3 protein-coding genes are annotated in these 22,429 nt (G+C 47.0%); 2 read left to right on the forward strand and 1 reads right to left on the reverse strand.

Going from position 1 to position 22,429, the window contains the following annotated elements; all coding sequences use genetic code 11:
- Positions 1 to 152: 152 nt before the first annotated feature.
- Positions 153 to 20,525, reverse strand: a complete 20,373-nt coding sequence (locus ACED25_RS01535) for a tandem-95 repeat protein (protein ID WP_371694478.1) — start codon at positions 20,523 to 20,525, stop codon at positions 153 to 155.
- Positions 20,526 to 20,711: 186 nt separating this feature from the next.
- Between ACED25_RS01535 and ACED25_RS01540 the strand changes: the two genes are divergently transcribed.
- Together ACED25_RS01540 and ACED25_RS01545 are read left to right on the forward strand one after the other, a co-directional pair.
- Positions 20,712 to 21,074 carry a hypothetical protein gene (locus ACED25_RS01540; protein WP_017102613.1) on the forward strand — a complete coding sequence of 121 codons (363 nt, stop codon included), beginning with the start codon at positions 20,712 to 20,714 and terminating at the stop codon, positions 21,072 to 21,074.
- A gap of 3 nt (positions 21,075 to 21,077) precedes the next feature.
- The gene (locus ACED25_RS01545; protein WP_009844977.1) at positions 21,078 to 22,427 is read left to right on the forward strand and encodes an HlyD family type I secretion periplasmic adaptor subunit; all 1,350 of its coding nucleotides are present in this window, start codon (positions 21,078 to 21,080) and stop codon (positions 22,425 to 22,427) included.
- Positions 22,428 to 22,429 lie beyond the last annotated feature (2 nt).

Raw genomic sequence — 22,429 nt, forward strand, 5'->3', positions numbered from 1 at the left:
CTGTTCTCAAGTTTATTTAGCGAGACAAAAGCAAATAAAAAAGCCACGCAAAGGCGAGTCTGCATGGCTTTAACGAGGGCAACATTACGCTGCCCTATCTGCTTGTTGGTTTAGACTAAATGTCGGTTTAGATTAAAACTAAGCACTCTCGATTAAATCGAGCTTTGGTCGAAGTCGTTGCCTTGATCGGTTCCAGTTTGAGAATCTGAATCGAAGCTTCCAGAGTCGTCCGTGAAGTCAACACCTTGATCTTGACCACCTGAACTTGTCCAGTCGCTGCCACCAGATTCCATACCTGCCATGTCTGGTTGCTGCTCTTGAGTAGAACCTTGCATGGTGTATTGATCATCGACCTCAACCTCAACAGAACCGCTAGCACCGTCTATTGAACTACCCAATTCGTCGTAACCTTGGAATTGGATCTCGCTAGTACCTTCGTAACCTTCTGGTAGTTCGACAGATACAGGCTGCTCTAGGTTGCCACTGATTGTGAAGCTACCATCACCGTTATCCAGTGCGTTGCTCACAGTAGCGCCCTCAGGTAAGCCAGACATATCAGCGTAATCAACCGATTCGTTACCACTTACCTCATCTGGAATCGAGATAGAGATGGTATCACCCGGTGCCGCGGTTACATCTGCTGTACTGTCTTCAGTTTCAGCATCTTGAGCTTGGTCATCAGCTTGTTGAGCCACTTCCACTTGTTGCTCTTCTGTTGCTTGAGCAGCTTGGACTTGTGGTTCATCACTTTGTACTGAATCATCTTCAACTTGAATGCTTAAGCTATGACTTGATACTTCACCGCCGTCGTTAACTTCAACATTCATCGCTAAGTTGCCATCGAAGTCTTCGTTCGGCCAGTAAGTCCACTCACCTTCACCTGATTCGGCAAAGAAGCCAGCATCGTTCGCGTCTGCAACATCAACAACTTGTGCAGAATCACTCACGCCCAACTCATCCACCAGCTGTGCATCCGTGATAGTTAGTGAACCATCATCAGCTAAGGCATAACCTTCACTCGCCGCTGCTTCATCTCCGCCTTGGATATCCACATTGAAGAAGCTTTCGATGCGATTTTCGCCATCGGTCGCTATAAATCCAACTTGAACATCACCGGTGTAGTCTTCAGCAGGTGTGAATTGATAGTTACCTTGGTTATCGCTCTCAATTACGCCCTGACCTTCCATCAAGCTTACTGACTCAATGCTCATGCTATCGCCTTCTGCATCGCTCAGGTTCGCTAACATGTCTTCATCAGTGAACGACAAGATTGCATCCGCTGCGATTTCCGTCGTTGTGATGCTGTTAACTTCTGGTGCTGCATTCTCTTGTGAGTCGCCTTCTTTCACGACTACGCCAGTTTGCTCATCATGAAGCACGCCATCTTTATCAACTACGTACGCAATGTCTGCTTCGCCCGTGAAGCCTGGTGCTGGTGTGAACGTCCAAGTGCCATCGCCATTATCGACAATCTCACCTTGGCTGCGGTCAGCAAGATGAACCAGTTTCACTTCATCATCACTGTCTGCATCCACATTCTCAGCCAATCCGATTAGGTCGTCCTCCGTTAGGATTATGGAATCACCCGCTACAGTTTCGAAATCACCTGAATCGATTCCATCATCAAACGCTTCCGGCTCATCTCCGTAATCAACGGTTGTTGCACTTACGGTTACGAAGAACTCACCATGGAAGTCTTCAGGAGGCGTCATTTGAATGTTTGAGATATCCCAATCGAACAGGTCGATGTATTGACCCGGCTCGGTGATCATCACGGTATTCACACCATCTGTTACCTCGAATCCAACAGGGAAACCTGTCATCACTAGATTACTTAGTGTTTCTGAATCATCGACTAGGCCAACATTCAGTCCTAAGTGACCGGTTTCATCCTCACCGAACACCAATGGACCGTCATGGTCAGTTGAAATAACCGCGCCATCTGCGACAGGACGTACGAACACAGGAACATCGAGAACGGTTTCAAACTCACCGTCACTCACGACAACTTGTAGGTCAGAAACACCCGCAAAGTCGCCTGTTGGTGTGAATGTCCAAGTACCATCACCGTTGTCTGTTACTTCTCCGCCATCTTCACCGTCTGCGGTGATAATGCGAGAAACAACAAGGTCAGCGGTATCAATGTCACCGAACAAGTTCATCAAGTCGCCAGCATCGAAGGTGAACGCGCCATCTTCGTCTGTGGTCATCATTGCGTTGCCGACATTGAATGGTGCGTCGTTAACCGGAATGACATCCACATTCAGCGAGCCATCAACCACTTCTTCGCCGTCAGTCGCTTGATAACCCAGTTCTACCAAGCCATTGAAGTCTTGCGTAGTCACTAAGTGATACATGCCGTCTGGTTGCTGAGTTAAGGTCGCATTCGCTGGAGCTCGAACTGTGATGCTTTCAATGCTGATATCGTCGCCATCAAGGTCTGTCACTTGATCCGCGATGTAAGCTGGGTCAATCACCATGACCACATCTTCTTCGCCTTGCATCTCAATCATTGGTGCTTCAGGTGCATCATTCACTGGCGTGACATCGATGTTGCCGTCGACTGAAATTGTCTCTTGGCCATCGCTAACGTTAAACGTCATTGGCACATCGCCATTGAAGTTCTCGTTTGGAGTGAATGACCAAGTACCATCTTCGTTGTCTAGCAACTCACCCAAGCTAGGGTCGATTTGTAGACCCGAAGCCGACAGCTCGTCTGCAGTATTATCGATGTCGGTAGCTTGAGCCAACAACATATCTTGTGTGATAAGAATGGTGCTGTCTTCGGCTGTAGTTAGTTTCACATCCTCAGATTCAGGTCCATCGTTCACAGCCAGAACTTCGATTCCTGCCGTTGTTGTTGCAGTTGCACCGTCATCATCGGTCACAACCACATCTAGGCTGATATCACCATTAAAGTTCTCGTTTGGTGTGAAGGTCACAGACCCATTATCGTTTTGAATCAAGGTGCCGTCAGAGCCTGAGTAAGTCACGCTTTCAAGCGACACTTCGCCATCAACGTCAGAGCTATTAGCAATTAACTGCTCAGGGCTGATTGTAATCGTGCCATCTTCATTCATTTGGTAAGACGTAGAGCCCGCCACTGGTGCATCGTTAACATCCGTTACCGTCACATCAATATTGGCATCGACTGTCTCAGTGCCATCAGTCACGGTGAAGCCAAGGTTTACATCGCCATTGAAGTTCTCGTTCGGAGCAAAGCTGTAAGTGCCGTCACCGTTGTCAGTGAACACACCCTCTGCGCCCGTGTAAGACACATCAGTGATAGACAGGTCATCACCATCAATATCCGCAGCGCCTGCTAGTAGGTCAGCGTCAGTGAAGGTTAACGTACCATCTTCCTCAACGGTAAAGCTCTGGTCAGCAGCCGTTGGTAAGTCGTTCACTGGGTTAACGGTTAGGTCTACGCCAGCTTGGACTGTCTCGATACCGTCTGAAACATCGAAGCTTAGGTCTATGTCGCCGTTGAAGTCAGCATCCGGAGTGATAGTAAATGAACCATCATCGTTCGCTGTTACAGTCGCATTGTCACTTGCAGATAGGTTGCTTGCGGTTAGTGCATCACCATCAACATCGGATGCGTTAGCCAGCAACTGCTCTTGAGATAGCGTAATTGAACCATCTTCATCAACCGAGTAAGCCACGTTTCCGGCCACTGGTGCGTCATTAACAGCAATAACTTCAATACCAGCGGTGGTTTGAGCCGTTGCACCGTCGTCATCAATAACCGTCACATCAAGGTTGATGTCGCCGTTAAAGTTTTCGTTTGGTGCGAACGTTACCGAACCATCTTCATTTTGAACCAAGATACCGTCTGCACCTGAGTAGCTCACACTATCAAGCGACACTTCACCGTCCACATCGGAGCTATTAGCAATCAACTGCTCAGGGCTCAATGTGATGGTGCCATCTTCGTTCATTTGGTAAGACGTTGCGCCTGCCACTGGTGCATCGTTAACGTCTGTTACCGTTACGTCGATGTTTGCGTCAACCGTCTCTGTACCATCAGATACTGAGAAGTCCAGACTTACGTCACCATTGAAGTTCTCGTTCGGTGCAAAGGTGTAAGTGCCATCGCCATTGTCAGTGAACACACCTTCTGCGCCAGTGTAAGACACATCAGCAACTGAAAGTTCGTCACCATCAATATCAGAGGCACCCGCTAGCAGTTGCTCGTCTGTAAAGGTAAGTGAACCATCTTCTTCAATGGTGTAAGCGACATCTTCTACAACCGCGATGTCATTCACTGGATTCACAGTAAGGTCGGCCGTTGCCACAACCGTTTCAGTACCATCAGAAAGGTCGAAGCTTAGGTCAATATCGCCATTGAAATCGGCATCCGGTGTGATAGTAAATGAACCATCATCGTTTGCCGTAACGGTAGCGTTATCACCCGCGGTTAGGTTCGCAGCGGTAAGATCATCGCCGTCCACATCCGATGCTTGAGCAAGCAGTTGTGCTTGGCTTAGCGTGATTGAACCATCTTCATCCACTGAGTAAGCCAAATCGCCAGATACTGGAGCATCATTAACCGCGATAACTTCAATACCCGCAGTGGTTTCAGCCGTTGCACCCTCTTCATCAGCAACGGTCACATCTAGGTTGACATTACCATTGAAGTTTTCATTTGGTGCGAAGCTGTAAGTACCATCGCCATTGTCGGTGAAGATACCGTCAGCGCCTGAGTAGGAAACATCGCTAACGGATACATCACCCTCAATATCTGAGCTGTTTGCAAGAAGCTGCGCATCAGAAATAGTAATCACGCTATCTTCGTCAACACTGTAGGTCGTTGAACCTGCAACCGGTAGGTCATTGACGGCAATCACGTCGATGCCAGCGGTTGTTTCAGCGGTTGCGCCATCTTCATCCATAACAGAGACATCAAGACTGATGTCACCGTTAAAGTTTTCGTTTGGAGCAAAGGTGTAAGTACCATCACCATTATCAGTGAATACACCATCAGTGCCGCTGTAGCTTACATCGCTGACAAACACTTCCCCTTCAACATCCGAGCTATTCGCTAGAAGCTGTGCATCGCTTAGGGTGATACTGCCGTCTTCTTCAACGCTGTAAGTTGTAGAACCTGCTACCGGTACGTCATTGATTGGCACAACTTGAACATCAATATTCGCCGATACAACATCCGTACCGTCACTAACATCGTAAGTTAGGTCGACGCTGCCATTGAAGTTCTCATTTGGAGCGAAGGTATAAGTGCCATCGCCGTTATCCGTAAACACACCTTCGGTGCCTTCGTAGTTAACAGATTCAACAGAAAGGTCGTCGCCATCGATATCCGTTGCACCAGCGAGTAACTGCTCATCAGTGAAGGTTAATGAGCCATCTTCATTGATGGTGTAGTCATGGTCGTAAATAACCGAAAGGTCATTAACTGCTGTTACGGTAACGTCAAGTTCCGCAGGTGTAACCCCTCCGTTGCCATCGTCCACGTTGTAGCTAATGGAGAATTCACCGTTGAAGTTCTCTTCCGGAGTAATGGTGTAAGTACCGTCACCATTATCAGTGATAAGAGCGTTCTCAATTGAAACATCTCCAACACTTGGTTCATTACCACCCGTTTCACCAGAATCATCACCTTCCTCGCCGGTTAGCAATTCAGAGATATCAATGCCGTTTTCATTCGCGAGCGCTTCTTCTGCCGTTGGCAAGTCAAATGCATTTTGAGTGCCTACATCTTGGCTTGGAACAATAACGCCGTTCACGATATCGAATACATGCCAGTGGTCACCCGATGGGCTTTCAGATAAATCAGGGCTAAAGGTTTCAACCAATGTATCGCCAACAAATACCTGAACCTGTACATCTTCAACACCATCCACATCCCAACTTCTGCTGGTGTAGTTGTGTACTGAATAGTGCATGTCAGCATCTTGATAATTTGGAATAGTGATGGTTTCAGGACCACCGCCATTCGTGTCATCTACATCTTGCTGAACGACATTACCTTCACCCAAATCATGGCTCATGTCGCGATAGTAAATATGGTCTAGCTCACTGCCATTCTCTGTATCGTAGAGCCATAGGTGGTTGTCCATATCACGTGGACTGTCACCCCATGTGACCACGATACGCATATCTGTTTCTTCAAGGACTTCAGATATTGCAGTCACGCCACCATTGGTATCTTCGCCTGCTGGAACTAGGAAGCTGCTAGTAATTGAGCCTTCTTGTTCAATAGTGACGGTACCTTGGTCAACAACAGGACCGCTCACAGAGTAGTTACCGGATTGATCCGTCTCCGCCGTGTAAGAATGACCTGCGTTGTCGGTTAGCGTGACATCCGCACCTGCGATTGGATTGCCAGTTTCAGCATCCAACACAGTACCGGTAACGGTCGTTTCATCGCCTTGCTCTCCAATAATTGCGGTCATGTCATCGTCTTCGATGTCAGTCGCGAATTGTAGGAGCTCTTCTTGAGTAATGGTGTATGAACCATCTTCTTCAATGGTTATCGCCACATCAGCAGAAACAATTGGTGCGTCGTTAACTGGGTCAACGGTCAAGCCTAAGTTAGCGGCAATTGGTGTGTCGCCATCGCTGATGCTGTAGGCAACATCGATGTAGCCATTGAAGTTTTCGCTTGGAGTGATAGAGAACGTACCATCGCCATTATCGACAATCGTTGCATCGTCACCCACTAAGGTTAAGTCGGAAGCGACAAGGTCATCTCCCTCAATATCAGCGGCATTCGCAAGTAGCTGTTCCTGCGTGATAGTGATGACATTATCTTCATCAACGTTCGCGTAAACATCAGATGTCGTTGGCAAGTCATTGACTGGGTTTACCGTCAGATCGGCGTTCGCCACAATTGACTCAGTACCGTCCGAAATATCAAAGCTTAGGTCGATATCGCCATTGAAGTTCGCATCTGGCGTTACCGTAAAGGTGCCATCGCCATTATCAACAACAGTTGCATTATCGCCTGCGCTTAGGTTGCTTGCGGTCAGGTCATCGCCATCCACATCAGAGGCTTGAGATAGCAACTGCTCTTGAGTCAGAGTAATCGAACCATCTTCATCAATGCTGTATGCCAAGTCACCCGATACTGGTGGATCGTTAATTGGAAGAACATCAATACTTGCGCTGGTGGCTACTGTCGCACCGTCTTCATCTGTCACCACTACATCGAGACTAACATCGCCATCGAAGTTTGCGTTCGGTGCAAAGCTGAATGTGCCGTTACCGTTGTCAGTAAAGATGCCGTCAGCGCCTGTGTAAGTAACACTATCAATCGCCACTTCGCCTTCAATATCAGAAGAGTTCGCCAACAGTTGCTCTGCACTGACGGTGATAACGTCATCTTCGTTGACTGAGTAGCTGGTTGAGCCTGCGATTGGCGGATCGTTCACCTCAAGTACAGTGATTCCCGCGGTGGTCGCTTCTGTTGCCCCTTCTTCATCGGTAACAACAACCGCTAAGCTCACGTCACCATTGAAGTTCTCGTTTGGCGAGAAGGTGTAAGTGCCGTCACCGTTGTCTTCGAACACACCGTCACTGCCAGTGTAAGTCACGTTATCAATCGCAACCTCACCTTCAACATCTGAAGAGTTAGCTAATAGCTGTTCGTTACTGACCGTGATTGAGTTGTCTTCATGCACTGTGTAAGACGTACTACCCGCCACTGGTGGATCGTTCTCAGGCGTCACACTCACATCAATGTTGGCTTGAACCGTATCCGTGCCATCTGACACATCAAAGCTGAAGTTCACATCACCATTGAAGTTCTCGTTTGGCGCAAAGCTGTAGCTTCCGTCACCATTGTCGGTAAGCACACCATCAGCACCCGTGTATGTCACACCTTCGACTGTTAGGTCATCACCTTCAACATCCGTCGCACCCGTTAACAGGTCAGCGTCAGTGAAGTTAAGAACCCCATCTTCACCAATAGTGAATGCTTGGTCTTGTGGCTCTGGCGCATCATTGACAGGTGTTACCGTCAAGTCTAGGCCAGCAGCGACCATGTCTTCCCCATCGGTGACATCGTAACTAAATTCGATATTACCGTTGAAGTTTTCACTCGGTGTAATGGTGAAGCTGCCATCGTCGTTCATTTGAACGGTCGCATTTTCATCATTGGTGGTTAGGTTGATTGCTGATAGGTCATCACCATCAATGTCGACAGCGTGCTCTAGCAACTGCTCTTGAGTTAGCGTGATGCTGTTATCTTCGGCTGTCACAGCACTGATGTCACCATCAACTTCTGGAGCATCGTTCGCTGGCGAGATATGAATCGTCACATCTTGTGTTGCCGTTGCGGTGGTGCCCGTATCAACATCAGTCGACGTCGCATTCACGGTTAGAACCACATCCCCATTGAAGTCACCTGAAGGGATAAACTCTAGCCCTTCTAGCTCGCTAGGTTGCAATGACCAAGTGCCATCACCGTTATCAGCACCTGCAGAAAGCGAGCTGCCTTCTGGCACGTCTTCAATCAAGATAGCAAGGTTTTCTGAACCATCGGTATCAGTAAGCGCCGCATCAATATCAAGTGGTACAGGTGTGTCTTCGGTACCAATGATTTGGTAATCCGCGTCAGACACTGTGATTTCAATGTTATCGATGCCAAACGACTCATCACTCACACCTTGGTTCAAGGTTGAACCGAAGCCTAACTCAAGTTGGCCGTCTTCAACGGGTACCGTTAGGTTGATTTGGTGCGCTTGGTCGTTCCAACCACTGAAACCTTCACCTTGCGATACGCCATGAACGACTTCACCGACTTCATTACCCGCTGAGTCGTACAACGTTGTCGTGCCATCTTCGGTACGGAAGGCTGAGTTATCTAACGAGGTAAGCTCTTCGCCGCCGACAAAGATTTGGAATGACTCACCATCCCAAGAATCAATTTCGTAGAAACTGAACGAGATATTAACTTCGCTCACATCACTTGGAATGTCGTAAGTTTTGCTGACAGCTTCATCGCCACCAGTGCCACCAATACGACCTAGCATGTCACCTGATTCGAAGCCTTGTGAGCTTTCAGTACCGGTATTCCAACCGTTTGAGCCAGACTCGAAGTTGTCTGACGCAATCACTAGGTCAGACGCAATCGACAGCTCTGGCATATCAACAACAGATTGAACATCAATCGTCGCTTCTGCTGGTACTGTCGCTGTACCGTCATTCACGTCGAACGTCACATTTACATTGCCGTCGAAGTTTTCATTCGGTGCGAATGTGTAAGTACCGTCGCCGTTATCAGCCAAAGTACCGCTATCTGAAGCCACATTTTCAACCGATAGGTTATCGCCATCAATGTCGCCCGCATTTTGCAGCAGTTGCTCTTCTGTGAAGGTAAAGCTGGTGTCTTCTTGAGTCACAAATTGTGGCTCACCGACTGTTGGCAAGTCATTAACTGGGTTGACCGTTAGATCAGCCGTTGCTTGAAGCGTCGCATCGCCATCGGTAATGTCGAAGTTCAAATCAATGTCGCCATTGAAGTTAGCATCTGGCGTGATAGTGAAACTACCATCATCGTTTGCTGTAACTATCGCATCACCACCAACGGTTAGGTTAGCCGCTGTTAAGTCATCGCCGTCAACATCACTCGCTTGAGCAAGTAATTGCTCTTGGCTCAAGGTAATAGAACCATCTTCGTCCACGCTGTACGCCAAGTCACCCGATACCGGAGCATCGTTAACAGGCAGAACATCAATGCTTGCGTTGGTTGCTACGGTTGCGCCTTCTTCATCAGTAACGACAATATCAAGGCTTACATCGCCATCGAAGTTAGCGTTTGGTGCGAAGCTGAATGTTCCGTCACCATTGTCAGTAAATATACCGTCTGAGCCTGTGTAGTTAACGCTATCAATCGCCACTTCACCTTCGATATCAGAAGCGTTCGCCAACAGTTGCTCTGAACTGATGGTGATAACTTCGTCCTCGTTGACTGAGTAGCTCGTTGAGCCTGCGATTGGTGGATCGTTCACCTCAAGTACAGTAATACCCGCGGTGGTCGCTTCAGTTGCGCCCTCTTCATCGGTAACGACAACATCAAGGCTAACTTCGCCGTTGAAGTTTTCGTTTGGCGAGAAGGTGTAAGTACCGTCACCATTGTCTTCAAAGACACCATTAGCGCCAGTGTAAGTCACGCTATCGACTGCCACATCACCTTCAATGTCCGAAGAGTTAGCAAGTAACTGTTCGTCGCTGATGGTAATTGAGTTGTCTTCATGAACGGTGTAAGACGTGCTACCCGCAACAGGTGAATCGTTCTCTGGTGTCACACTCACATCGATATTGGCTTGAACCGTGTCCGTGCCATCTGACACATCAAAACTGAAGTTCACATCACCATTGAAGTTCTCGTTTGGCGCAAAGCTGTAGCTTCCGTCGCCATTATCAGTAAGAACACCGTCCGCACCTGTGTAAGTAACGCCTTCAACCGATAGGTCATCCCCATCAATGTCGGTCGCCCCTGTCAGCAAGTCTTCGTCAGTGAAGTTCAAGACGCCGTCTTCGCCAATGCTGAACGTTTGGTCTTGCGGTTGTGGAAGGTCATTAACTGGATTAACGGTGAGGTCAGCCGTCGCAACCAGCGTATCGGTACCGTCGCTAATGTCGAACGTGAGATCAATGTCGCCATTGAAGTTCGCATCTGGCGTAATGGTAAAGCTACCATCATCGTTAACAACAACTGTCGCGTCTCCATCAACCACTAAGTTAGAAGCAGTAAGGTCGTCTCCGTCTACATCGCTAGCTTGAGAAAGAAGTTGCTCTTGGCTCAAGGTAATCGAACCGTCTTCCTCTACGCTGTATGCCAAGTCTCCTGATACTGGAACATCATTGATTGGTAGGACATCAACCGTAATATGAGTATCAACTTGAGCGCCGTCTTCATCTTGAATGGTCACATCCAACTGGACTTGACCGTTGAAGTTTTCATTCGGTGCAAAGCTACATGTGCCGTCACCATTGATTGAGAAGATTCCGTCTGGGCCGTCGTAGTTGATCTCAAAAAGTTGTACGTCACCTTCAATATCAGAGGCGTTCAGCAGAACTTGAGACTCATTAAAGGTCAATACCGAGTCTTCATCGATAGTATAAGACGTTGGGCCAGCAACTGGCGGATCGTTGACTTCTAGAACCGTAATGCCCGCAGTCGTCGATACGGCTGCATCGTCTTCATCTACAACAACCACATCTAGGCTAACTTCGCCATTAAAGTTCTCGTTTGGAGAGAAGGTGTATGTGCCGTTGCCGTTGATTTCAAGCACACCATCACTACCACTGTAAGTCACGCTATCAATCGCTACTTCCCCTTCAATATCTGAAGAGTTCGCTAACAATTGTTCGTTACTGATCGTAATGGAGTTGTCTTCATGAACCGTGTAAGACGTGCTACCCGCCACTGGAGGATCATTCTCTGGCGTCACGCTGACATCAATGTTTGCGGTTACCGTATCGGTACCATCTGATACATTGAACGAGAAGTTTACATCGCCATTGAAGTTTTCGTTTGGCGCGAAGCTGTATGTACCATCGCCATTATCGGTTAGAACACCATCTACGCCAGTGTAAGTCACACCTTCAACGCTTAGGTCGTCACCTTCAATGTCCGTCGCACCTGTTAATAGGTCTTGGTCATTGAACGTTAACACGCCATCTTCACCGACTGTGAATGCTTGGTCTTGTGCTTCTGGACCATCGTTCACTGGTGAAACCGTTAGCTCTAGATTGGTAGAGACAACATCATCGCCATCAGACACATCAAACGTAAAGCTAACATCGCCATTGAAGTCAGCATCTGGCGTTAATGTGTAAGTACCATCCCCGTTATCTGTGATTGTTACGCTGTCGTCATCAGTCGCTAAGTTAAGCGCTGTTAGTTGGTCGCCATCTAAATCACGAGCATTAGCTAACAAGTCTTCTTGCGTAATGGTGATAGAACCATCTTCTTCTACTGTTGCTGCAACAGGCAGAGCTTCAGGCGCGTGCTCAATGTGCGCCCCTGTCGCGTTAATGTAGATAGTTTGAGAGACCGTTTCAGAATCATCATTCGATAGCTCTGTTGCGGTTGCAGTTACATGAACTTCAAGCTGTTCGTTGAAGTCTTCTGGTAACTGGATTTGTAGTGAATTTTCGATAGCCGTTGTTGGTAAGTTCACTGTACCATCAGGGCCAACCGTCACTTCACCGCTGTAGATTTGGCTGTTCACTTCACCCACATCGATTGTGAAGTTGAAATCTGTGTAGTCAGCGTCACCGCCTCCATACAGATCTTCAAAGCCGTAAACTAGCTCGCCGTCTTCATTAACCGTGGTGCGAGTATGCTCGATACCATCTTGGTTTAGCTGAGAGCTTGAACCACCATGGAAGATCGCATCACCATTCTGCCCTTGAACGACAGTTTCAGTGCCATCGGCAGCAACAAATACAAGTTGAGGATCAACCGTATCCATATTCGCTGGTGAACCATCCGCTGCACGGAACTCGTACTGACCTTCCTGCATCGCGTCAAAGTCATTGTGTTGATGTCCGTTTGGAATCAAGAACAGATTGAAACTTTCACCTTCTTCAACTTGGAAGCTGAACTGGTCTTGTCCTGGAACAAGGTCACCGCCACCGCCAACTTGTGACGCGTTTTCGTAAACAACTTCAACACCTGTGATGTTGCCGTCTTCGTCAACTTTGTAGTAACCCGCTGCGTTTTGGTATCCCGCAGTTTCACCTTCAAACGTTACTGTAATTTCAGTGTCGTTGTAACTGGTGATGCCGTTCTCTTGGTCATTCAGAACGCCTTCGTTATCGTATTGAATAACCGAACCTTCTGGCACACCATCTACCGTTACGGTAAGTGTTTCAGACAAGTCTTGGTCGACAAGCGCCGCTGCAATGTTCAGTTCAACAATGCCGCCAGGCTCAACCAAAATAGCTTGGTCATCAACGTTAACTCCGTCGCCATCGGTTATCACAAGATCCGGTGCATCCGCGACTGCTTCAATATGAACGTTAAGGTCTTGTTCAACCTCATCCGTACCGTCTGTCACAGTAAAGCTGAACTGCAGATCACCACTGAAATGCTCTTCAGGAACGAAGCTAAACGTGCCGTCACCATTATCGGTTACTGTTCCTTCATCACCAGAGTAATTGATGCTGGTAACGCTAAGGTCATCGCCATCAATATCAATCGCACCGCTCAATAGATCTTCTTGAGTGAAGAGGATGCTGCCATCCTCTTCGATGTGGTACATGCCTGGGGCAACAATTGGAATGTCATTCACCGGATTCACGGTCAATGTCATGTCATTGGCGGTACTGAGTTCACCATCACTCACTTCATAGGTGAATGCGATATCACCATTGAAGTTTTCCGAAGGTGTTACTGTGTAAGTACCATCGCCATTATCTACGATACTTGCATTCGGATCGTTGGTTTCTAGCGCGCTCGCAAACAGTTCATCACCATCTTGGTCACTCGCGTTCTCCAACAACATCGCTTGTGTAACGAGAATTGAACCGTCTTCGTCGACATCCGCAACCATTGGTGTTGCTTCTGGTGCATCATTAACGAACTCAACTTTTAGGTCGATGTTTGCAGCCACCACATCGGTGCCGTCACTTACATCAAACGTTAAGTCAACATTGCCGAAGAAGCCCTGATCTGGCGTTAATGTGTATGTGCCATCACCATTGTCTGTCACATCTACCGTATCACTCGCACTTGTCACGTTCAGTACGGAAAGCTCATCACCTTCAATATCTGTCGCTTGTGCTAATAGTTCAGCTTCTGTAATGGTGATCGCTTGACCGTCTTCCGTAGTGAAAGACATGTCCGGCACATCTGGAGCATCGTTGATAGGATTTACGGTTAGGTTAAGGTCGGCTGCAACTGTCTCAATCGCATCTGTGACATCGTAAGTAAACTCAATCTCACCAAAGAAGTCTGCGCTTGGTGTGATAGTGAAACTACCGTCTGAGTTTTCTACGATAACCGCATTTGGATCGTTGGTGGCAAAGTTAACCGCTTCAAGGTTATCGCCATCTACATCGGTTGCATTCGCTAACAGATCCTCTTGAGTGATAGTGATTGAACCATCTTCATCAACAGCGGCTTCAATTGGGCCGCTCACTTCAGGGCCTTCGTTGACAATTTCAACGTCTACTCTTGCAGTGCTCGGCGCGCTTGCTTGACCATCACTGATATCGAAGGTCAGATTCACTTCACCAGAGAAGTTCTCTGCAGGCTCGAAGGTGAACGTGTTATCGCCATTATCCGTTAATGTACCTTGCGTTTGGTCTGCGAGTAATAGGTTTTCAACATGAAGAATGTCGCCATCAACATCGGTCGCACCAGACAATAGGTCTTTCGCTTCGATGATCATGGAGCCGTTTTCAAGCATTTGGGTGTGCAATGGCTCACCAGGAACTGGCACATCATTGACCGGTACAACCGTTAGGTCTAGGTGCGTTGCAACTTCATCAGTACCATCAAACACCTTGTAGTCGATGTCGATTTCACCATTGAAGTTTTCATTCGGCATGAAGGTAAATGTACCATCACCATTGTCGACTAAATCACCGTCATCACCACCGTAAGTGATGTCAGAAATAGACAGCGCATCACCCTCTACATCTGTGGTGTTCGCCAGTAAATCATCAGCACTGAACGTAATACCTTGGTCTTCGTCTGTCGATAAAACCATTGGACCAGAAACGATTGGCGCATCATTCACCGACTCAAAGTTGATGTTAATGATGTTGTCATCAGTCAGTTCACCATCAGAAACTTGGTAACCTAGCTCAATTTCACCGTAGAAGTTTTCATCTGGTGTCACCGTCCAAGTACCATCACCGTTGTCAGTCAGTGTTGCATGCTCTGAGTTTTCACCCACCAGCTCAAGATTTTGAATATCAAGATCATCGCCATCGATATCTGATGCTTGTGCCAGTAGTTGTTCTTCGGTAATCACAACCGAAGCAAACTGGGCAGAACCTTCAGTATCGATAGTGATATTAGGAAGATCAGCCGTTAGCTCAATTTCGTTGTCACCCGCGTGGATGTTCAACTCAACCGTTTCGGTAATTTCTGAACCGTCTACACCAATCGATGTGAACACGGCTTCATCATGACAAGTTTGTGACACGGTCATATTTTGAACAACATAAGTACCATTCCCTTGAACTGTACCGAGTTCAAAGTAAGACACTGGTTGGTCAACCGTTAACGTGTAGTCTGTCTCGAAAGTACCACGGTCTTCTTTGTGGTAAGTCATCGAGTCAATTAGGTCACCGTCCTCATTGAACGCTTTGATTTCTACTTCCGTAAAGTGACGCGATTCTTCCATGAACCAACCACCTAAACCATCTAGGTGGAAACTGATTTCATTGATGTCTTGACCTTCAACTGAAATAGTCAGTTTTTCATCACCACTCAACCCTTGGCGATCGGTATCACCAAGGCCGTGACCTATGTGGGTGTTACCATTCCAAGCACCAAGCGGCTCATCGTTACTTTGAACCGTAACCGTTAAATCACCATCCGAGAACTCACGAGTGTAAGGGTCAACTTCTGTACCCCAATCGTCTACGCTAGCGTTATCGTCGAAGGTACCAATTTGCGTAGTATGTGTGCCTTCAGCAAGAGCCCCCTCACTTGGAACAAAGCGTACTTCTGTATCAGCCGGTACTTCTTGCCCTACTTCCAGCACCACCCACTCATCATTAACATTCGCTTCAATGATGCCGTTTTCTGGCGCTTGGTCTAAACGTAGTGCAGGTTCTTCACGAAGCGTCACACCAACCGTTTGATCTTCTTGCGCTTGGATGAAGATCTCTTCGCCCGCTTCTGGCGCATCATTAACTGGATTAACCGTTAGATCGAGAGTGGTCAGAACTTCATTGTCACCATCATTGATGCTGTATGTGAAGTCCAACTCGCCATTGAAGTTTTCTGTGTGCGTGATGGTGAATGAACCATCGTCATTAGCAACAATTGTCGCGTCAGGGTCGTTGGTTTGCAGGTTAGACGCCGTTAACTCATCACCCTCAACGTCAGTAGCATTTGCAAGCAGCTGCTCTTGAGTAATAGTGATTGAATTATCTTCGTCGACTTCTGCTTCAATACCGGACGTTTCAGGGCCGTCATTGACAGCAATGACATCAATGCCCGCTGTCGTTGTCGCCGTTGCACCGTCTTCGTCAACGACGACAACATCTAGTGAGATGTCTCCGTCGAAGTTTTCATTTGGCGTGAAGGTGTAGGTGCCATTACCGTTATCAACGAACGAACCATCGTCACCAGCGTAAGTAACGCTCGATAGAGCAACATCACCCTCTACATCTGAAGAGTTCGCTAATAATTGCTCATCACTGATCGTGATTTGGCCATCTTCCTGAACTGTATAAGCTGTCGAGCCCGCTACAGGAGGATCGTTCTCCGGCGTTACACTTACATCAATATGGGCGGCTGTTGAACCCGTGCCATCAGAAACATCAAATGAGAATTGAACATCACCATTGAAGTTCTCGTTTGGTGCAAAGCTGTAAGTGCCGTCACCATTATCACTAAGAACACCATCAGCGCCCGTGTAGAGCACGTTTTCAATCGACAGCTCATCACCATCAATATCTGACGCACCTGCAAGTAGGTCAGCATCGGTAAATAGTAACGTACCGTCTTCTTCAATCGTGAACTGTTGATCTTGCGCTTGTGGCAAGTCATTCAACGGGTTCACTGTGATATCAAGACCGACTTGAACCTCACCACCATCGTTATCGATGATATCGAAACTCAGGTCTAATTCGCCGTTGTAATCAGCGTCTGGTGTAATGGTGTAGCTACCATCGTCGTTTTGTTGGATGGTTGCGTTTTCATCGGTCGAAAGGTTAATAGCTTCTAGGTTTTCGCTATCAATATCACCAGCTCGCGCCAGTAGCTGCTCTTGGCTTAGTGTGATTGAGCTGTCTTCGTTGATGGTGTAAGCCAAATCGCCCGATACTGGTGGATCGTTAATTGGCAGTACATCAACATTAATCAGTGTCTCTACCGTCGCACCATCTTCATCTTGAATGGTCACACCCAATTGAACCTGACCATTGAAGTTTTCGTTTGGTGCAAAGCTACATGTACCATCACCATTTACAGTGAAGATACCGTCTTCCCCATCGTAATTGATGCCGACTAGTTCTACATCACCTTCAACATCAGAGGCATTCACTAGAATCTGAGATTCGCTGAACGTCAGTACCGAATCTTCATCAATGGTGTATGACGTTGGACCTGCGACCGGTGGATCATTCACTTCTAGAACGGTAATGCCCGCGGTGGTCTCATCAATCGAACCGTCTTCATCAGCAACAATAACGTCAAGGCTGATATCGCCACTGAAGTTTTCATTAGGAAAGAAGGTATAACTGCCGTCACCATTGTCTTGGAACACACCATCGGTGCCACTGTAGGTCACGCTATCAACCGATACCGCGCCTTCAACGTCAGAAGAGTTTGCTAACAATTGCTCATCAGAAATTGTGATGGCGTTGTCTTCATTGACCATGTACGAGGTAGAGCCCGCAACGGGTGGATCGTTTTCAGGTGTCACGCTCACATCAATGTTTGCACTAACCGTTTCTGTACCATCAGACACATCGAAATTGAAGTTGACATCACCATTGAAGTTTTCGTTTGGTGCAAAGGTATAAGTACCATCACCATGGTCCGTTAATACACCGTCACCGCCTGTGTAGCTGATGCCTTCTACGGTGAGGTCATCGCCATCAATATCGGTGGCACCGGTAAGTAAATCAGCATCTGTAAATTGCAGCGTACCGTCTTCTGCAATACTGAATTGTTGATCTTGAGGAACCGGCAAGTCATTAACTGGATTAACCGTAAGATCGGCGGTTGCTTGAACCGTGTCAGTACCATCCGTGATGTTGAATTGAATATCAACGTCACCATTGAAGTTCGCATCTGGAACAATGGTGAAACTGCCATCATCATTAGCGGTTACCGTTGCGTTTCCATCAACCGTTAGGTCGCTCGCGGTTAGATCTTCGCCTTCTACATCGGACGCTTGAGACAACAGCTGATCTTGGCTCAGTGTGATTGAACCATCTTCGTTAACGCTGTAAGCCAAATCACCAGACACTGGCACATCATTGATTGGTAACACGTCAACATTGATGACGGTTTCAACTTCTGCACCGTCTTCATCACGAATGGTGACATCAAGCTGAACTTGGCCATTAAAGTTCTCATTCGGAGCGAAGCTACAAGTGCCATCACCATTTACTGAGAAGATACCCTCAGGGCCGTTGTAGTTAATACCAACAAGCTCAACATCCCCTTCTACATCAGAAGCATTCAGTAGCACTTGTGACTCACTGAAGGTCAGTACTGAGTCTTCATCAATGGTGTAAGACGTTGGGCCTGCGACTGGCGGATCATTCACTTCAAGTACGCTGATACCCGCAGTTGTCGCATCGGTTGCACCTTCTTCATCGGCAACCACTACATCTAGAGCAATTTCACCATTGAAGTTCTCGTTTGGCGAGAAGGTGTAAGTACCGTTACCGTTGATTTCAAGGACACCATCACTACCCGAGTAAGTCACGCTGTCTATCGATACATCACCTTCGATGTCTGAAGATGTTGCCAATAGTTGTGCATCAGAAATGGTAATCGAATTGTCTTCATTAACTGTGTAAGACGTAGAGCCAGCAACTGGCGGATCGTTCTCTGGAGTCACGCTAACATCAATGTTTGCAGACACCGTATCGGTGCCGTCTGAAACATCGAAGCTAAAGTTTACGTCGCCATTGAAGTTTTCATTTGGCGCAAAGCTGTATGAGCCATCACCATGGTCTGTCAGTACCCCATCAGTCCCTTCATAACTGATGCCTTCAACCGTGAGATCATCACCCTCAATATCGGTTGCGCCTGTAAGCAGGTCTGCATCAGTAAACTGCAGCGTACCGTCTTCTTCAATGCTGAACTGTTGATCTTGAGGAACTGGCAGATCATTGATTGGGTTAACGGTTAAATCGGCAGAAGCTTGAACCGTGTTAGTGCCATCTGAGATATCAAAGCTGATATCAATGTCGCCATTGAAGTTCTCGTCTGGCGTGATGGTAAAACTTCCATCGTCGTTCTGAGTAACGGTTGCATCACCACCAACCGTTAGGCCACTAGCAGTTAGATCATCGCCTTCCACGTCAGATGCTTGAGACAGCAGTTGCTCTTGGCTCAAACGAATCGAACCATCTTCATCTACTGAATAAGTAAGGTCGCCCGACACTGGCGCATCATCAACCGCGGTAACGCTCACATCGATATTTGCTGATACAGTATCGGTACCGTCAGACACATCGAAGCTGAAGTTTACGTCACCATTGAAGTTCTCGTTTGGCGCAAAGGTGTAAGTGCCATTACCGTTATCAGTAAGAATGCCATCGCTGCCATCGTAGGTAACGCCTTCAACAGACAGGTTGTCACCTTCAATGTCTGTCGCACCTGTTAACAAGTCGGCATCAGTGAAGATAAGCGTGCCGTCTTCTTCTATTTCAAACGTTTTATCTTCTGGTACAGGTGCGTCATTAATAGGACGAACCGTTAAATCAATTGCGCTACTTATGGTTTCTTGGCCGTCACTGATATCAAAAGTAAGGTCTAGCTCGCCATTAAAGTCAGCGGAAGGTACAACTGTGAATGTACCGTCACCATTATCTTGAACCGTTGCATCTGCGCCGACTTGAACGTTTGAAGCAACAAGCTCATCACCATCAACATCACTTGCGTATTCGAGTAATTGTTCTTGAGTAAATGTTATGGATCCATCTTCATCCATGATGTAAGCCAGATCTTGTTCTGCTTCTGGCGCATCATTTTCACTTTCGACTTGGATTTTGAACGTTTCGCTTACTGTCTCAGAATCAAAGTCATCCTCTACTTCACTGATTGTCTCTTCATCTGAAGCTTGAACATCAACGGCAAATGTCTCTTCGACTGTCTGTGAATCGAGGTCATCATCGACTTGTTGGCCATCCGATTCAGAAGATGTAGCACTCGGCGCTGCAGATGTACGTGCTGCTTGGCCTTGTTCTTCATTACCCTCAGCGTCGGCTCCACCTGTCGCAGCCTCTGCGTTATCGCCACCTACGGCTTGAGCGCCAGCACCTTCTCCGCCACCACTGCCAGCAGCATTATCCGAGCCTGCTTCCGAAGCCGCACCACCGACTACATTAGATTGAGCTGCATCTGAATCTCCATCGCTTTCTGGCGTCTCTTCTTGAACAGCCGCACCAGAAGCTGCTGCTTCTTCTGTATTACCAGCACCACTTGGATTGTCTTCCAACGCTTGGTTCACTTCGTCTGCCGCGTCGGTATTTTCAGCACCCGTCGCTACCGTCGACGCAATCGTGTTCTGTTGATTTTGTTGATTCTGCTGTTGGGAGGGCGTACCCGCGTCGTTCGTGTCCGTCTGTTCTACCGCGTCATTGAGATCTTCATTTTGGTTGTTTTGGTTATTTTCGCCTGCCATTACAGCCTCCGTTGCTACTAGCTAACTGATCGTATTTAGAGGCATTAAAGGACACCATTTTGAAAAACCAAGTTTTTATACAACTTTTTTCATATTTTTCTTTTTATGCATAAAGAAGTAAAAAAAATTTGAAAACTGCCTTTAAAGATCCTTAGTTATTGTGATTAAAGCAATTAAGGCAGTGGAATGATGATAGACATGACGAATTTATTGCGTTCAATCGACAACAACCACAAAGGGCTGCAATTGCTGCTAGGCGACTTTTATAAGGACTTTTCGGACGCACCGATGAACATAGAGATGCTTCATAAAGGTAATCGTTTTGATGAACTCAACAACTACTCTAAAAAATTGAAAACCATCTTAACTTTGTTATGCGACCAAGACCTGCCGCCCAAAATGGCCAAGTTGGAACATTTGAGTAAACACGAATTCCCTGCGCCGGAAGCGCTTTTAGAGGATGTAAAAACTGAACTACAAAACGTCAATAGACAAATCCATCACTTGTTGGATATTAAGGAAGTTGTAGATGACGAGTCATCGAGGTAGGTCATGAGCAATAACCAAATAGAGCATCACCTAAGAAAAGCGCTTGTTTCTAACAACGAGGCTTCCAAGGTCACAGCAGATGACACCATCGTGCTTGCAAGTGCGATGACTAGCGTTCACAAGACGTTACTCATCATTTTTCTACTTGCTTTGGTGGCTATCGCCGTAGCGTCACAAGCACGCATCGACATTGTCGTTTCTGTGCGTGGCGAGCTGTTACTAGAGTCTGATGTTGAGAAAGTTCAACATCTAGAAGGCGGTATTTTAGAAGAGCTGTTAGTGAGAAAAGGGGAAGTTGTGTATGAAGGCCAACCTATTGCTCGAATCCGCTCACTCGACCGTAACACCCAACTCGATACAGTGAACACCGAAATCATTCAGCTGGAACTCGATAAAATCCGTTATGAAAGCTTGCGTGACATGGTCGAACCAAACTTTGCTTCTTACATCGAAAAGTACCCAGAACAAGTTCAAGTCAACATGAATACGTGGCAGCAAGAGTTCTCGAAGAACCGCTCTAACGAAGAGCTGATCACTCACGATATTAAACACAAAAACTCTCTAATTGGATCAATGCTAAAGCGTCGCAAAAGCTCAGAGAACCAACTCTCACTCATTCGCAAACAACTCAACATCAAAAACACGCTTTATAAAGAAGAGATGGCATCATATGTCGACGTTCTAAATATGAAAGTACAAGAATCCAATATGGTTCGTGAGATTGAAAACCTTGATGAGTCCGTCATGAATGAACGTTTCCAGCTCGACAAACTCGAGAAACAACATCGAGACTTGGTTGAGAACCGAAACTCTGAGTACCAAGCACAAATCATCCAGGCCAATAAAGACCTCAAACTAAAACGGATCTTACAACCACAGCACTCCGATAAGGTAGACCGACTCATAGTCTACTCACCAGTGGATGGTGTGGTCGACAAATTACACTTCAACTTCCGTTCTGCGGTAATACCACCCGGCGAGAGTATCGCTGATATTGCTCCAATCAATAACTCCCTACACGGTGAAGCGAAAATTCCGCGTAAAGACATGGGGTTTGTTGAAATTGGCCAGGCGGTAAAAGTAAAAATGGATACTTATAACTTCGCAAAATATGGATTTGTTGAGGGAACCATCGCCTCAATTAGCCGTTCATCATACGAAGAAGAAGATGCCGAATTCTATTTGGCAGAGATTGAGATTGATCGAAACTTTCTTGAACGAGGAGGCACTCAATACAAATTATCACCTTATATGGAATTTACCGCCGACGTAAAAACAGGCTCGCGTCGCGTGATCGAATACGCTGCAAAACCTGTGATGTCAGCCATCGAAGATGCATTCGATGAGAGGTAATC

Source organism: Vibrio sp. 1F263 (assembly GCF_041439035.1).
In the GTDB taxonomy this organism is placed as follows: Bacteria; Pseudomonadota; Gammaproteobacteria; order Enterobacterales; family Vibrionaceae; genus Vibrio; species Vibrio tasmaniensis_A.